13 protein-coding genes and 2 tRNA genes are annotated in these 14,929 nt (G+C 55.8%); 11 read left to right on the forward strand and 4 right to left on the reverse strand.

Annotated features, from left to right (window positions below):
- Positions 1–12: 12 nt before the first annotated feature.
- Entirely contained in the window at positions 13–318 is a 306-nt protein-coding gene (locus tag OQ273_RS06585; protein WP_267989674.1) for a hypothetical protein, read from the reverse strand.
- Between the two features lie 184 nt (positions 319–502).
- Between OQ273_RS06585 and OQ273_RS06590 the strand changes: the two genes are divergently transcribed.
- From OQ273_RS06590 to OQ273_RS06605, 4 genes are all read left to right on the forward strand, one after another.
- On the forward strand, positions 503–1,030 hold the full coding sequence (locus OQ273_RS06590; RefSeq protein ID WP_267993038.1) for a CoA-binding protein: 528 nt from the start codon (positions 503–505) through the stop codon (positions 1,028–1,030).
- A gap of 132 nt (positions 1,031–1,162) precedes the next feature.
- Positions 1,163–2,446 carry an O-acetylhomoserine aminocarboxypropyltransferase gene (locus OQ273_RS06595; protein ID WP_267989675.1) on the forward strand — a complete coding sequence of 428 codons (1,284 nt, stop codon included), beginning with the start codon at positions 1,163–1,165 and terminating at the stop codon, positions 2,444–2,446.
- Positions 2,447–2,601: 155 nt separating this feature from the next.
- Complete coding sequence (locus tag OQ273_RS06600) at positions 2,602–2,757, forward strand: DUF5993 family protein (RefSeq protein ID WP_267989676.1); 156 nt, start codon at positions 2,602–2,604, stop codon at positions 2,755–2,757.
- A 10-nt stretch (positions 2,758–2,767) separates the two neighbouring features.
- Positions 2,768–3,349: a disulfide bond formation protein B gene (locus OQ273_RS06605; RefSeq protein ID WP_267989677.1), complete on the forward strand. Its 582-nt coding sequence runs from the start codon at positions 2,768–2,770 to the stop codon at positions 3,347–3,349.
- Positions 3,350–3,361: 12 nt separating this feature from the next.
- Here the strand turns inward: OQ273_RS06605 and OQ273_RS06610 are convergent, their stop codons facing one another.
- Both OQ273_RS06610 and OQ273_RS06615 read right to left on the reverse strand, forming a co-directional pair.
- Positions 3,362–4,606, reverse strand: a complete 1,245-nt coding sequence (locus OQ273_RS06610) for a cytochrome P450 (protein WP_267989678.1) — start codon at positions 4,604–4,606, stop codon at positions 3,362–3,364.
- Positions 4,607–4,760: 154 nt separating this feature from the next.
- Positions 4,761–5,825 (reverse strand): glycosyltransferase family 2 protein, encoded by a 1,065-nt coding sequence (locus OQ273_RS06615; RefSeq protein WP_267989679.1) that lies wholly within the window; start codon positions 5,823–5,825, stop codon positions 4,761–4,763.
- A 272-nt stretch (positions 5,826–6,097) separates the two neighbouring features.
- On the opposite strand from OQ273_RS06615, the gene OQ273_RS06620 reads away from it, so the two are divergent.
- The 5 genes from OQ273_RS06620 to OQ273_RS06640 all read left to right on the forward strand — a co-directional run bounded on the left by OQ273_RS06620 (position 6,098) and on the right by OQ273_RS06640 (position 13,166).
- Positions 6,098–6,733, forward strand: a complete 636-nt coding sequence (locus tag OQ273_RS06620) for an ATP-dependent Clp protease proteolytic subunit (protein ID WP_267989680.1) — start codon at positions 6,098–6,100, stop codon at positions 6,731–6,733.
- Positions 6,734–7,009: 276 nt separating this feature from the next.
- Entirely contained in the window at positions 7,010–8,287 is a 1,278-nt protein-coding gene (gene clpX / locus OQ273_RS06625) for an ATP-dependent Clp protease ATP-binding subunit ClpX (protein WP_267989681.1), read from the forward strand.
- Positions 8,288–8,692: 405 nt separating this feature from the next.
- Entirely contained in the window at positions 8,693–11,107 is a 2,415-nt protein-coding gene (lon, locus tag OQ273_RS06630) for an endopeptidase La (protein WP_267989682.1), read from the forward strand.
- A 196-nt stretch (positions 11,108–11,303) separates the two neighbouring features.
- Positions 11,304–11,579, forward strand: coding sequence for a DNA-binding protein HupB (gene hupB, locus OQ273_RS06635; RefSeq protein WP_267989683.1), 276 nt, complete (start codon positions 11,304–11,306; stop codon positions 11,577–11,579).
- A gap of 180 nt (positions 11,580–11,759) precedes the next feature.
- Positions 11,760–13,166, forward strand: coding sequence for an MATE family efflux transporter (locus OQ273_RS06640; protein ID WP_267989684.1), 1,407 nt, complete (start codon positions 11,760–11,762; stop codon positions 13,164–13,166).
- Between the two features lie 39 nt (positions 13,167–13,205).
- On the opposite strand, the gene OQ273_RS06645 is transcribed toward OQ273_RS06640, so the two are convergent.
- A tRNA-Val gene (locus OQ273_RS06645) sits at positions 13,206–13,281 on the reverse strand.
- Positions 13,282–13,493: 212 nt separating this feature from the next.
- Between OQ273_RS06645 and OQ273_RS06650 the strand changes: the two genes are divergently transcribed.
- Together OQ273_RS06650 and OQ273_RS06655 are read left to right on the forward strand one after the other, a co-directional pair.
- Positions 13,494–13,570, forward strand: a tRNA-Asp gene (locus OQ273_RS06650).
- A gap of 263 nt (positions 13,571–13,833) precedes the next feature.
- A complete protein-coding gene (locus OQ273_RS06655) occupies positions 13,834–14,691 on the forward strand; it encodes a DUF6492 family protein (RefSeq protein ID WP_267989685.1) in 858 nt (285 codons plus the stop codon).
- The last annotated feature ends 238 nt before the right edge of the window (positions 14,692–14,929 follow it).

Here is a 14,929-nt window from a genome sequence, read left to right on the forward strand (position 1 = left end):
GTTCAACGCTGTTTAGCGGTTCTCATCACTGGTCCGCTGCCTGCATTCCATAACCCGGCACTGGCGCGTATCTTTTGCCGGTACATAGGTGGTGACGCCGACTTCGCCGTTCGAGCAAAAGCGTCCGTTCGAGACATAGATGTCATAGAGCGTCAAATCAGCGATGCGCGGAGACGGATAGCGCAGTATTGCGGCGTTTTCTTCTTTGAGAATTGCCTGGATGCGCGCACACGTCAGTGTTGGCGTGGCGTATCGGCTCAGTGCATGGGCGGGCAGGCTGACAGCCAATATGCATAGGCAAAGTGCCGCTCTTCTCATTTCCCCGGTCTCCTCATTATACTTCTACTGGCAACGGTCCGGCATCTCCCTATGATGCGGCCGTCAGCCCAGCTATAGACACAATGTCTTTTTGACATGTATCTCCTGCGCGCTCCCCAGCGCGCAATTTATTATTCGATCCGCGATTAAGTGTACAGACGAACCGGAAAATCAAGTGACAGCGATGGACCATAACAGCTATCCCGACGACTATGTTGCCGAAATTCTACATTCGGTGAAGACCATCGCCGTCGTGGGGGCATCGCCGAAAGAGGTTCGACCGAGTTATTTCGTGGTGAAATATCTGCTGGCGAAAGGCTATGAGGTCATTCCGGTTAATCCGGGCCAGGCCGGCAACCGGATCCTTGGCCAGCAGGTTTATGCCAGTCTTGCAGACATCCCGCATCCGGTCGATATGGTCGATGTTTTTCGCGGGTCTGAAGCCTTGTCCGGAATTGTCGATGAAATGCTGGCGCTCAAGCCGCTTCCAAAGGTTTTATGGTCGCAGTTGAGGGTGCGTGACGATGCGGCCGCGCGCAAGGCCGAGGCAGCCGGTATCCGTGTTGTCATGGACCGGTGTCCGAAGATCGAATTCGGGCGCTTGTCCGGCGAAATCGGCTGGACCGGCGTCAACAGCCGTGTGATTTCTTCTAAGAAGCCGGCGGTACAGGCGGGTTTTCAAGCCTTGGGCATCCGAAGCCCGAAGAAATGAGTTTCCAGAGCCGCGCCGATAAAGGGGTCGGTGTTTCTCAAATTGAAGCGCTCCGCACAAAAACTTCTTTGACCTTGCTGTAATCCTACGGGATAACCCCCTATCCGAACCATCAATCCGGAGGGGATTATCATGTCGAATAACGAACCGGGCTTCAGCACCCTGGCCATCCATGCCGGTGCACAGCCGGACCCGACAACGGGGGCACGCGCAACGCCCATCTATCAAACGACAAGTTTTGTATTCGATGATGCAGATCATGCCGCCTCGTTGTTCGGGCTGAAGGCCTTCGGGAACATCTACACACGGATCATGAATCCGACGCAGGCTGTTCTGGAGGAGCGTGTTGCCGCGCTTGAAGGCGGCACGGCGGCGCTTGCAACGGCCTCCGGTCATGCCGCACAGCTTCTTGTGTTCCATACCATCATGCGCCCCGGCGACAATTTCATTGCTGCAAACAAGCTCTATGGCGGTTCCATCAACCAGTTCGGGCATGCATTCAAGAATTTCGACTGGCATGTACGCTGGGGCGACCCGGCCGACATAGCCAGCATAGAAAGCCAGATCGATGAGCGCACCCGCGCCATTTTCATCGAGAGCCTTGCCAATCCCGGCGGGACGTTTGTCGATATCAAGGCGATTGCCGATATCGCACACAAGCACGGTATTCCGCTGATCGTCGACAACACCATGGCCAGCCCCTATCTTCTGCGGCCGATTGAGCACGGCGCCGATATCGTGGTCCACTCCATGACGAAATTCATCGGCGGGCATGGCAACTCCATGGGCGGCGTGATTATCGACGGCGGCACATTCGACTGGTCGGCCACTGCCAACTATCCGATGCTTTCGGAGCCGCGTCCCGAATATGGCGGCCTCGTGCTGCACGAAACCTTTGGCAATTTCGCCTTCGCTATTGCCTGCCGCGTGCTGGGCCTGCGCGACCTCGGACCATCCATTGCCCCGATGAATGCCTATCTGCTTTTGACCGGTGTCGAGACGTTGCCTTTGCGGATGCAAAAGCACTGCGACAATGCGCTGGAAGTCGCGCGCTGGCTGAAGAACCACGACAAGGTTGCATGGGTTTCCTATTCCGGTCTTGAGGATGATGAGAACCATGCCCTTATGAAGGCCTACTCGCCCAACGGGGCAGGTGCAGTCTTCACGTTCGGGCTCAAAGGTGGCTACGATTCAGGCGTCAAGTTCGTGGATGCGCTTGAGGTCTTCTCGCATCTTGCCAATATTGGCGATACGCGCTCCCTTGTCATTCATCCGGCGTCCACAACCCACCGCCAGCTCTCGCCGGAACAGCAGGTTGCTGCCGGTGCAGGGCCCGATGTGGTGCGCCTTTCGATCGGCATTGAAGATGTCGCCGACATTATTGCCGATTTGAGCCAGGCGCTGGACAAGGCCTGACCCTCATTTTTCAATTGCCCGAAAGGCCCGGCCGCGCTTGTCGCGCGCCGGGCCTTTTACGTTGATCTGGAGCTACGGTGCGACCCCAGGGTTCTGACTTGCGGGCGACTCGGCTAGTATCAGGAGCGTGACGCCTGTTTGACGGAGGCTGACTGATGATTGCCCTGCTTTTTGCACTCCTTGCCATCGCCATGGTCCTGGCCTGGGATGACCGCTGGCGCTGGTCCTTCGTTGTGTTTGCCATCGTTCTGGTCATGAGCATCTACTGGCTGGATTTTCATGCGACCACACCGCTGAAGATCAAATTGTGAGGGTGCGGTCATGATTGTAGCGCCACATCCGTCCAGAACCCTCAACGCCATCGGTCTCCTGGTTATCTGCGGTGTGTTGATTGCCGCCTACGTCTTCCAGTTCACGCTGGACGAACTGCCATGTCCGCTTTGCCTGCTACAACGTGTCGGGCTTGTCATGGTCGGCTTCGGACTGTGCCTTAATCTTGTCTACGGAGCCAAACCGCACCACTACGGGATCATGCTGATCGGAGGCCTTTACGGTCTTTCGGTCTCCGTTCGGCAGATACTTCTGCACATCGTGCCGGGGACGGGGGCCTATGGCTCGCCGGTCCTTGGGCTTCATTATTACACCTGGGCGGGGATTTGTTTTTTCCTTGTACTGGTCGGAACGGCGATCATGTTGTTGTTTGAGGGGCAATATAAAAGTCTGGTCGATGAACCCGGACACGAAAAATTCGGCGGCCACCGGCTCGCCAAGTTCGCCTTTTTCCTGATGCTTGCACTGACAGCCGGAAACGCCGTCTCCACGTTGCTTGAATGCGGCCCGACCGTGTGTGCCGATCCGCCGACGCAATACAAGCTTATCGAGGATTTGGAAAAGAGCGGTTAGTGCGGATTTGCTCTAGGCGGGCAACCAGGCAAGATCCAGCCGTTCCAGGCCGTGAAAGTGATAGGCATCGCGATAGCGTGGTTCACCTTCGAGCCTCAGTCCCGGAAGCCGTTCGAACAGGATCGGCAGCGAAACCTGCAACTCGAGCCGCGCAAGCGGGGCGCCGATGCAAAAATGGATACCCGCGCCGAAGGTGACATTGGCTTGTCCGGGCCTGTCCGCCATGAAAGAGGCAGCGTGATCAAACTGCTTCGGGTCGCGGTTGGCAGCGCCGAGCATCAACCCGATCTGCTCGCCTTTCCTGACGGTGATGCCGGTTTCAAGGTCCAAATCTTCCAGCGCGTAACGGGTGAACATGTGAAGCGGCGCATCATAGCGCAGGGCCTCTTCGATCGTGGCTGCCGTTGAGGCGTCGTCCTTGAAGAGCTTCCTGTGATCGAGGCCGTTTTCAAGGATTGCCTTGACCGCATTTCCGGTCTGGTGGACCGTTGCCTCATGTCCCGCGTTGAGCAGAAGGACGCTGGTTGAGATTAATTCGTCGTCGCTCAAACGGTCGCCCTTGCGGTCCGAGAGGATCATGTGGCTGATCAGATCGTCGGCGGGGGCTTTGCGCCGCTCGGCGATCAGTTCGCGCAGACAGGCGGCAAAATCGCGGGCCGCCGTGTTCGCAGCGTTGACGGCATTCGTATCGGCATCGAACATGTACATGCGTACCATGGCGTGCGACCAGTCAAGAAGATCATCGCAACGTTCCTGAGGCACGCCAAGCATGCGGGCGATCACCGAGACCGGGATCGGTTCGGCAAACGCCTTGATCAGTTCCACATGACCATCGGCGGCAAAACGATCGATCGTGCGGTGGGTGAGGGCGGCGATCTCCGGGCGGAGCTTTTCGACCTGTCGGGACACGAACGCCCTGTTGACGAGCGTTCGCAAGCGCGTGTGCGCGGGAGGTTCCAGCTCCAGCAGCGAATGCGCCTCTACCGCATTGAAATCCTCAAGATCGGGATTGGGAACGGCCAATCCGAGCTCTTCGCGCGTTGCGACATGCAGGATCTGACGACCGAAGCGCTTGTCGCGCAAAAGTCGGTTGACCTCGGCAAAACCGGTGAAGCACCACATGCCGTAGTCGTTCCAGTAGACAGCCGGTCCGCAAGCCCGCATCGCATCATAATGCGGATAGGGGTTCAGATAGAATTCCGGGTCCCGCGGATTGAGGTCAATCGCGGTCGATTGCTGTCGGCTGTTGACTGGCACTGCGAAGGTATCCCCTGGTGTGTTTTCGGATTCTGGCGATATTGATGCGAATATGGTTTTAACTCAACAGATCCTTGGGGGATCGCCTCGCACCGTTGCGATTGCATCGGAATTCACGACTTGACCACGTTACGCCAGCGTCTGTCGTATACACTTACTCTTCCATGGACAGCAGATAATCGCTTGTTTCTTTGGAGATATGCGCAAGTCCGGCTTTATAGAGGTCTTGCATGCCTTGAAATCTGATTGAGCGGGCGTTGGCGAATACGGTTTCCGGCAAAGTGTCCAGGCTGCTTTTGTAAGACGCATATTCGATGGAACCCTTGTGGTGCTGCTTGCGTTCGACGGCGGTACGCACCTTTTGCTCAAAGTCCTGCAGGAACTTGAAATGCAGTACGGTACAAAGATCCTCACCAATACGGCACGATCCTCGTAACCTGTGCGCCCCCTTGTCAATCGAGTATCCTTCTTTCCAGCGCAAAAGAGGTATTTTACACAGTTCCGGACTATCCGGATCCGGGATTTTTCTAAGCAGTTGGCGGACGATTCTGTAGAGCAGGTTCTTCCGGAAAGGATAGGGATGCATTCCCGGGGAAAGCATGGCGTTTCTGAACCTGGTCTTGAACTTATCCTGATTTGGCCAGAACAAACGCTCCCGCACGCCTCCTTTAAGCGAGAAGTTCGGATGTTGGCCGTTGTCGTCAGACCAGACACCGGCAAGATAATAGCTGTCACCGTCAAAGCAGGAGCATGTGTCCAGCAACGGTGTGCCAGGTTCATAGGCGATATTTTTGAACGGCAGGTGCGAATAGAGATCAACCAAAGTTGCCGCCAGGGCATCAATTCCAAGGCGGTTCCAGTGATCCGTCAGGGCGGCCAGAGATTTGTCCGGCCAACCGGGATATACGAACTGTTCATCTGCATCCACGAACAAAGTCCACCGGCCAACCGCGTATCGGTTTGCAATCTCATTGTACCAAAGAGACTTGTAATCTTTGAAGGGCTGGCTTGACGGAAGGCATGTGACGTCTGCCTGTTGTGTCAAAAATTCTCCTGTTCCGTCAGTGGACCCGTTGTCGACAACAAAAAAATGCTTGATGCCGATCGATCTGTGATGCGCCAGCAATGACTCCATGCGAAGCATTTCATTGTGAACAGCGAGGATCGCTATCGGACCGTTGGCAACATCCACGCATGGGGGAGGCTGAAGATCAAACATCACGTCTTCCACGCTTTTGAAGTCCGTGGAGGCGGCCTATGTTGGATATTCCTGGCATTGGCGGCTTCTACTGGTCTCTGTTTCATTGAGGGATTGTTGATGTTCGGAGAACCGGTCCAGCCTTAACCATCTTGACTGCAATAGGCAGCGTAAAGGCCCTTGATTGTCAACATCTCTTGAACCGCCGGGCCAACGCATTTTATGTAGGCAGTAAGAAATGTCATCCGATTCTCGATCGCCACCAGATCGGGACAGCACAAAAAGGCTAACTAATGTCCAATCCCGTCGATACCGCGCTGTCGCTTGTTCCCATGGTCGTTGAGCAGACGAACCGGGGCGAACGTGCCTTTGATATCTTTTCGCGGCTTCTGAAAGAGCGCATCATTTTCATCACCGGTCCGGTCGAGGACAATATGGCGATGCTGGTGTGCGCGCAGCTTCTTTATCTGGAAGCCGACAATCCGAAAAAAGAGATCGCGCTGTACATCAATTCGCCGGGCGGTGTCGTGACGGCCGGCATGGCGATCTACGATACGATGCAGTTCATCAAGCCGGCGGTTTCAACGCTGTGCATGGGGCAGGCGGCCTCCATGGGGTCACTGTTGCTGTGTGCCGGACACAAGGATATGCGCTTTGCCACGCCGAATTCCCGTATCATGGTTCACCAGCCATCGGGCGGCTTTCAGGGACAGGTGTCCGACATCGAACGCCATGCTCAGGACATCATCAAGCTGAAACGCCGGCTCAATGAAGTATATGTGGCGCATACAGGGCAGGACTACGAGACGATCGAGAACACACTGGACCGTGATCATTTCATGACCGCTGACGAGGCCATGGAATTTGGCCTTATCGATCGGGTGATTTCCACGCGCGAGGCCATGGAAGGGGAAAGCAAGGACGACTAGTTCGCCGTCAGATCAACACATTGGTGCTGCAAAACGGCAACAGATTGGCCTATTTGGGGCTGGAAGACGCGCTCTGGAACGTTAATTTCGAGCGTTAAGGTTATTTTCAAGACAAAGCGCATAGCTTTGTTTTTGGTGCTCTGTATATTGGCGTTGGGATATATCCTGTGGGCACCGTCTTGAGGTGTCCTGATTTGGCCGCTTTCTGGCCGGATCAAGGCAGGTGGCATGGAGAACGGGCCTGGTGTCAGTACGGGCCTTTGGAAGGAATTGAATATGAGCAAGGTCAGCGGTGGTAGCGGCGGCGACTCAAAGAACACGCTCTACTGTTCGTTTTGCGGCAAAAGCCAGCATGAGGTTCGCAAGCTGATCGCAGGTCCGACCGTCTTCATCTGCGATGAGTGTGTCGAGCTGTGTATGGACATTATCCGCGAGGAAAACAAATCCTCGATGGTGAAGTCGAGCGATGGTGTTCCGACACCGCAAGAAATCATCGATACGCTTGATGAGTATGTCATCGGTCAAGGACAGGCCAAACGCGTCCTGTCGGTTGCCGTGCACAACCACTACAAAAGGTTGGCGCATTCGAGCAAAAGCAATGATATCGAGCTGGCCAAGTCCAATATCATGCTTGTCGGGCCCACTGGTTGCGGCAAGACCTATCTGGCTCAGACGCTGGCGCGTATTATCGATGTGCCGTTCACCATGGCCGATGCGACAACGCTGACGGAAGCCGGTTATGTCGGTGAGGATGTCGAGAACATTATCCTGAAATTGCTTCAGTCGGCGGACTACAATGTCGAGCGCGCCCAGCGCGGCATCGTCTATATTGACGAGGTCGACAAGATTTCGCGCAAGTCCGACAATCCGTCGATTACCCGTGACGTATCGGGTGAAGGCGTCCAGCAGGCGCTTTTGAAAATCATGGAAGGAACGGTTGCGTCCGTGCCGCCCCAGGGTGGACGCAAGCATCCGCAGCAGGAGTTCCTGCAGGTCGATACAACAAACATCCTGTTCATCTGCGGCGGCGCCTTTGCGGGCCTCGACAAGATCATTTCGGCCCGTGGTGAAAAAACATCGATTGGTTTCGGTGCGACCGTGAGAGCGCAGGACGAACGCCGTGTTGGTGAAATTTTGCGTGAGCTTGAGCCGGAAGACATGGTCAAGTTCGGTCTCATTCCGGAATTCATCGGTCGTCTGCCGGTGATTGCGACGCTGGAAGATCTTGATGAAGACGCGTTGATTTCGATCCTGTCGGAGCCGAAAAACGCTCTTGTGAAGCAATATCAGCGCCTGTTCGAGATGGAAGATGTCGAGTTGACTTTCCATGAGGATGCATTGCGCGGCATCGCCCGCAAGGCAATCGCCCGAAAGACGGGTGCGCGTGGCTTGCGGTCGATCATGGAGAAAATCCTGCTCGACACAATGTTCGAGTTGCCGTCACTTGAGGGTGTTCAAGAGGTTGTGATCTCGGATGAAGTCGTGTCCGGGTCGGCTCGCCCGCTCTACATCTACTCAGAGCGGGAAGAGGAAAAGGGTAATGCGACTGCGTAAGCCTGTGTGAGAAAACGACGAATTTAGAAGAACCCGCCATGAGGCGGGTTTTTTTGCTTTCAGGGTGCAAGGAAGCGCCTCAACACGCCGTTTTTGCTGCTCTAGCGGTCGATTGGCTTGACTCCGACAGAACCTGATCCCTAGAACGCGTTGCCAATTCTCCACAGTCGGAACGGTTCTGCAAGCTGGCTGGGGTTAATCAATTTGCCTGTTTGACACAGCGTTTTACCGGGCTAATGCTGAGGTAAGACACTGGTTGAGATTCGCCTGTTACGCGTTGGTCCGCGCATTCCTACCTCTTTCATGCGGGCTTGAAACGACAATTTGAACACTCCACTTAGGAGACAAGTGAAGTGTGGGCCGTTGGGCACCGGTTTTCGCCGGTGGAGGCCGAAAGGAAACAAGATGAATGAAATAACCACCCAACCCAACGATGCAGCCACCTATCCGGTGCTGCCGCTGCGCGATATTGTGGTCTTTCCTCACATGATCGTGCCGCTGTTCGTCGGGCGGGAAAAGTCGATACGGGCGCTGGAAGAGGTGATGGGCGCGGACAAGCAGATTCTGCTTGCAACCCAGATCAACGCCGGCGACGACGATCCCGAGACCGAAGACATCTATGATGTCGGAACCGTTGCCAATGTGCTGCAACTGCTGAAACTGCCGGACGGAACCGTCAAGGTTCTGGTCGAAGGCAAGGCGCGTGCACGGATCACCGGTTTCGAGCCGAATGAAGAATTCTATTCAGCCTTTGCCGATACCCTGCCGGAGCCTGATGAGGACCCGGTGGAGATTGAGGCGCTTTCCCGCTCGGTCGTTTCCGAGTTCGAGAACTACGTCAAGCTGAACAAGAAGATATCGCCTGAGGTTGTCGGTGCTGCCAGCCAGATTGATGATTATTCGAAGCTTGCAGATACCGTGGCGTCGCATCTTTCGATCAAGATTCCCGAAAAGCAGGAAATGCTGGCAACCGTCAGCGTCCAGGAACGGCTTGAACGGGCGCTCGGCTTCATGGAAGGCGAGATCTCGGTCCTGCAGGTCGAAAAACGCATCCGTTCGCGCGTCAAGCGGCAGATGGAGAAGACGCAGCGCGAATATTACCTCAATGAGCAGATGAAGGCGATCCAGAAGGAGCTCGGTGACGGCGAAGAGGGCCGTGACGAGATGAGCGAACTGGAAGAGCGCATCGAAAAGACAAAGTTGTCCAAGGAAGCCCGGGAAAAGGCCGATGCAGAGCTGAAAAAGCTCAAGCAGATGAGCCCGATGTCCGCAGAGGCGACGGTGGTGCGCAACTACCTCGACTGGTTGCTGGGTATTCCGTGGGGCAAGAAGTCCCGCATCAAGGTCGACCTGAACAAGGCCGAGGGCATTCTCGAAGCCGACCATTACGGGCTTGAGAAGGTCAAGGAGCGGATCCTTGAGTATCTTGCCGTGCAAAGCCGCTCCAACAAGATCAAAGGGCCCATCCTTTGTCTTGTCGGACCTCCGGGCGTCGGCAAGACGTCTCTGGCCAAGTCGATTGCCCGGGCAACGGGGCGCGAATATGTTCGCATGGCGCTTGGTGGCGTCCGCGATGAAGCGGAAATCCGCGGCCACCGGCGGACCTATATCGGATCGATGCCGGGTAAGGTCATCCAGTCGATGAAAAAGGCCAAGAAGGCCAATCCGCTGTTCCTGTTCGACGAAATCGACAAGATGGGCATGGATTTCCGCGGTGATCCGTCTTCGGCGCTGCTGGAGGTTCTGGACCCGGAACAGAATTCGACGTTCATGGATCACTACCTCGAAGTTGAATACGACCTGTCCAACGTGATGTTCATCACCACGGCGAACACGCTGAACATTCCAGCGCCGCTGATGGACCGTATGGAGATCATCCGGATTGCCGGCTACACGGAAGACGAGAAGCTGGAAATCGCCCGTCGGCACCTCCTGCCAAAGGCCTTGCGTGACCATGCGCTGCAGGCGAAGGAGTTCTCCGTCAGCGATGATGCGCTTCGCGAGATCGTGCGGCGTTATACCCGTGAAGCCGGGGTCCGTAATTTTGAGCGTGAGTTGATGTCGCTGGCGCGCAAGGTGGTGACCGAGATTCTCAAGGAAGGCGTTGAGGCCGTCGATGTGACCGACAAGAACCTCGACAAATATCTGGGTGTTCCGCGGTTCCGCTACGGCGAAGCTGAGCGCGACGACCAGGTTGGTGTCGTGACCGGTCTGGCATGGACCGAGGTTGGCGGCGAACTGCTGACGATCGAAGGCGTCATGATGCCGGGCAAAGGCAAGATGACGGTGACCGGAAATCTGCGCGACGTGATGAAGGAATCGATTTCCGCGGCAGCATCCTATGTGCGTTCGCGGGCTGTCGATTTCGGCATCGAGCCGCCATTGTTCGACCGCCGCGATATTCACGTCCACGTGCCGGAAGGGGCAACGCCGAAAGACGGTCCGTCGGCCGGTGTCGCCATGGCGACCTCGATCGTGTCCATCATGACGTCGATCCCGGTTCGCAAGGACGTAGCCATGACCGGTGAAATCACCTTGCGTGGACGCGTCTTGCCGATCGGTGGATTGAAGGAAAAACTTCTTGCCGCATTGCGTGGTGGTATCAAGACCGTTCTTATTCCTGAGGAGAACGCTAAGGATCTGGCCGACATTCCGGACAATGTTAAGAACGAACTGGAAATCATCCCGGTCTCGCGTATGAGCGAGGTGCTTGAAAAAGCCCTGACGCGGCAGCCTCAGCCGATTGAATGGGATGCGACTGACGCACCCATTCCGGCGGATCAAAGCGGCGATGATGCCAATACATCGGTTGCGCACTGATTCTGTAAAAATCTACTGGTGAAGCGGTTTGGAAGCGGGCGAAAGCCCGCTTCCTGCATTTTCCGGGGTAAAAACCTAAAAAAACGCCGCAATCGCGGGGTTTTCTGCACTCAATCGTTGTGATTTTGCGTTAGCGACGTACAATTCCCTGCGACTTCGTACTGAGTCGTTTCTTACACACTGAGAGGGTTGGAAAATGAACAAGAACGAACTGGTGGCTGCCGTGGCTGACAAGGCAGGTATGAGCAAGGCCGATGCCGGCTCTGCGGTGGAAGCAGTCTTCGACACCATCACGTCCGAGCTGAAAGGGGGCGGGGACGTTCGTCTGGTGGGTTTCGGAAACTTTTCCGTTTCGCATCGCGATGCTTCTAAAGGGCGCAATCCAATGACTGGCGCGGAAGTTGATATTCCAGCCCGCAACGTTCCGAAATTTTCGGCAGGCAAGGGTCTGAAGGACGCTGTTAACAGCTGATCCATCACTGACATCTAGCTGTTTTGACATGAAAAGCCCGGCACATGTGCCGGGCTTTTCCTTTGCCCGTGCGTCGCAACCATGCGCGATGATTGCCGCAGTTGCCTGTTTGCACTATGGATGAATCCAAAGCAGGCAAATTTCTGTGCCGCGAACAAACGCTCTGCGGATTGGTGAATTATGGACGTCACGCACGACCCGGACGGGAAGGGCAGTGCAGCCCCGCTTTCCTGGCTCGGTCATACCCGGGCCACTTTGGTGCTGGGCGTTCCGCTGATCGGGGCGCAGCTGGCTCAAATTGCCATCAATGTGACCGACACGATCATGATCGGTTGGCTCGGGGCACCCGAGCTTGCCGCCGGCGTTCTGGCAACCCAGACCTTCTTCCTGTTCTTCATCTTTGGTTCCGGGTTTTCGCTTGCAGTCATGCCGCTTGCCGCACAGGCGCATGGCCGGGACGACGTGCGGGGTGTCAGGCGTTCGGTGCGGATGGGGATGTGGGTGATCCTCTGCTACAGCGCCATTGTGATGGTTCCGCTGTGGATGACGGAATCGATCCTGTTATTGCTTGGTCAGCCGGCGGAGACCGCGGCACTTGCAGGGGATTATATGCGTGTCGCGCAATGGGCGATGGCCCCGGCCTTGATCATCATGGTATTCCGCTCGTATCTGAGCGCGCTGGAGCGCGCGCAGGTGGTGCTTTGGGCAACTGTGGCCGGAACGATTGCCAATGCCTTTCTCAACTACATGTTCATCTTCGGCAATTTCGGCGCACCTCGTCTCGGCGTGGTGGGGGCGGCGGTTGCCTCCCTTGGCACCAGTACCGTTACCTGCCTGCTCCTTGTCCTTTATGCCGTGACCAAGAAGGAGCTTGTCCGCTACGAGCTGCTGGTTCGGTTCTGGAGGCCGGACTGGCAGGCGTTCAATGAGGTTCTCAGGCTTGGGTGGCCGATAAGCACCACCATTCTGGCTGAAGTCGGCCTGTTTGCAGGAGCCTCGGTCATGATCGGATGGATCGGTACGATCGAACTTGCCGCCCACGGGGTTGCGATCCAGCTTGCCGGGATTGCATTCATGTTTCCGCTAGGCCTTTCAAGCGCTGCGACCGTCAGGGTCGGCAAAGCCTATGGCCAGGGTGATTGGGTCGGCCTTGGGCGAGCCGGCAACGTGGCGCTGCTTCTTGCTGTTGCAATCACGCTCCTCCTGGCGATTGTATTCTGGACTGTACCGGAAGTCCTTGTCGGCTGGTTTCTGGACGAGAGGAACCCCGATGCTTCGCTGGTTCTTCAGCATGCGGTACCGCTGCTGGCTGTCGCGGCGGCCTTTCAGCTTTTTGACGGACTTCAGGTTATGGGCTCCGGACTGCTGCGCGGGCTGAAAGACACGAAGGTGCCGATGTTCTATGCCGTGATCAGCTACTGGGCCATGGGGATGACGGCTGCCTATTTCCTTGCCTTCTGGGCTGGGCTCGGCGCCGTTGGCGTGTGGTGGGGGCTTGCTCTCGGCCTTGCCGTCGCGTCGGTTCTGATGAACTGGCGCTACTACCGGCGCGAGAAACTCGGTCTCGTTGGCGCCGTGCCGGCCTGATGCCGAAAACGGCGAAGTCTGTATCATCCGGGAGATTGATGGTGGGCGGTGAGAGACTCGAACTCCCGACATCCTCGGTGTAAACGAGGCGCTCTACCAGCTGAGCTAACCGCCCCCTGAAAAATCTTGGCACCGTTTAGGCGCTTCGCTGGCCGAGTGCAAGGAAAAAGACGTGCGCGTGCGCAAGTTTTTGGCGATTATGAGCGCATTGGCGGCAATCTGATAATTTGTCGAAGGATTGTCGTAAAAGCGTCTGATCGGCGCTTGACAGGTTGCGGGGAACAGCTTAATTGACCGCTCACGTTTTGCAGCAATGCAAGGCCTCGCGCGGGTGTAGCTCAGTTGGTTAGAGTGCCGGCCTGTCACGCCGGAGGTCGCGGGTTCGAGCCCCGTCACTCGCGCCATTTTTTCAACAACTTATGTCGCCGACGCATCCGGAAATATGAAGCCGGAGGCGGGTGTTTGAGTTTATGTACCGGTCTGCCTGCCCCAAAGGGGTAGCGTTGGCCGTTTTCCACTTCTGAAACCGGAAAATCATCAAAAACTGCCTGTCTAGTCTCGCTGATTTATTTATGTAATATCGGCGATTACTTTGTAATGTTCACATTGCATCTGTATCTCGGCCTTATAGATGGTCGGATACTCAGTTTCAGCAGGCAGACGGGTGATGACCGATATTGATCATGTTGTTTGTGTCGCCTCCCTGTCGGATTTGGACATCTGGCGGCATTCACATCACTACATACTGAATCATATCGGTGCGCGCCATTACACTGTTTATGTACCGGCAGCAGACCTTTTGGAGTTTCGCGCGGCGACGGATGCCAGGTTTGGTGTAAGCTGTGAGCTTGAAGTTCTTGACGGCGAAGACAAAACATCGATCGCGTCCAGATTGCCCGATATGCTGAAACCGCGTGCCGGCTGGTATCTACAGCAATTCGTGAAGTTGAGAGCGCTCAGGCAAGGTGGAGAAGATGCGGTAAATCTGATTTGGGATGCCGATACGCTTCCGGTCAGAAACCTGCAGTTCGTAACCGAAGGGCGACTTTTGGTTTACAAGGCTCGTGAATATCATCAGCCCTATTTTGACACGATCCAACGTCTCACCGGCCTGCATCGCACCGTTGATTACTCTTTCATCGCCCAGTGTCTGGCGGTCAAAAAACACTGGGTCGACGACCTTTGTCACTTGATTGAAATGAGAACCGGAATGGATTTGATCGAGGCGGTGATGTCCAATCTCGACCATAAGAGCGGCTCTGAATTCAGCGAGTATGAAACGCTGGGGACCTACATGTCCGTTCGGCATGAAAAAGAATACACGCTGACCGACCATCAATGGGAACGCTATGGTTACTCTCTTTTCAATGGTCCACAGAAGCTGAGTGCCCGCAAGGTTAAGTGCCTGAGCAAATATGTTGATTTTGTAGCATTTGAGAAGTGGGACCGGCGCAAACGACTTCATAGCCGGATAGCGCGCCGCGCCGTATCGCCATATTGGTACAAGACCGTATTCGCTGCGTGAAGCTTGGGCCCCGTCAAGCGGGGTCTTACGCAGGTCGAGAAGATTTCCTGAAATGGTTTCGTTTCAGTCGCGAAATGAGATTGCCGACGACCGAACGCGGATAGCTATAATTGGGGCGGTGGCCCAAAGTTGACTCGCGTGCAGCCTCGGAGACATTTGCCAACACCGTCTTTCGATGCTGTGCTAGTTTGCAAAGGGGCTGATTCCGGCTGTTCGAGGGGCAGGGCAGTTTGAGGAG

The sequence above is a fragment of the Hoeflea prorocentri genome, from assembly GCF_027944115.1.
Lineage (GTDB): Bacteria > Pseudomonadota > Alphaproteobacteria > Rhizobiales > Rhizobiaceae > Hoeflea_A > Hoeflea_A prorocentri.

What these genes read in the sequence shown, in the direction of transcription:
- OQ273_RS06585 (WP_267989674.1), bottom strand. Translation starts at nt 318, where the DNA reads ATGAGAAGAGCGGCACTTTGCCTATGCATATTGGCTGTCAGCCTGCCC.
- OQ273_RS06590 (WP_267993038.1), top strand. Translation starts at nt 503, where the DNA reads ATGGACCATAACAGCTATCCCGACGACTATGTTGCCGAAATTCTACAT.
- OQ273_RS06595 (WP_267989675.1), top strand. Translation starts at nt 1,163, where the DNA reads ATGTCGAATAACGAACCGGGCTTCAGCACCCTGGCCATCCATGCCGGT.
- hupB (WP_267989683.1), top strand. Translation starts at nt 11,304, where the DNA reads ATGAACAAGAACGAACTGGTGGCTGCCGTGGCTGACAAGGCAGGTATG.
- lon (WP_267989682.1), top strand. Translation starts at nt 8,693, where the DNA reads ATGAATGAAATAACCACCCAACCCAACGATGCAGCCACCTATCCGGTG.
- OQ273_RS06605 (WP_267989677.1), top strand. Translation starts at nt 2,768, where the DNA reads ATGATTGTAGCGCCACATCCGTCCAGAACCCTCAACGCCATCGGTCTC.
- OQ273_RS06620 (WP_267989680.1), top strand. Translation starts at nt 6,098, where the DNA reads ATGTCCAATCCCGTCGATACCGCGCTGTCGCTTGTTCCCATGGTCGTT.
- OQ273_RS06640 (WP_267989684.1), top strand. Translation starts at nt 11,760, where the DNA reads ATGGACGTCACGCACGACCCGGACGGGAAGGGCAGTGCAGCCCCGCTT.
- OQ273_RS06655 (WP_267989685.1), top strand. Translation starts at nt 13,834, where the DNA reads ATGACCGATATTGATCATGTTGTTTGTGTCGCCTCCCTGTCGGATTTG.
- OQ273_RS06615 (WP_267989679.1), bottom strand. Translation starts at nt 5,825, where the DNA reads ATGTTTGATCTTCAGCCTCCCCCATGCGTGGATGTTGCCAACGGTCCG.
- clpX (WP_267989681.1), top strand. Translation starts at nt 7,010, where the DNA reads ATGAGCAAGGTCAGCGGTGGTAGCGGCGGCGACTCAAAGAACACGCTC.
- OQ273_RS06600 (WP_267989676.1), top strand. Translation starts at nt 2,602, where the DNA reads ATGATTGCCCTGCTTTTTGCACTCCTTGCCATCGCCATGGTCCTGGCC.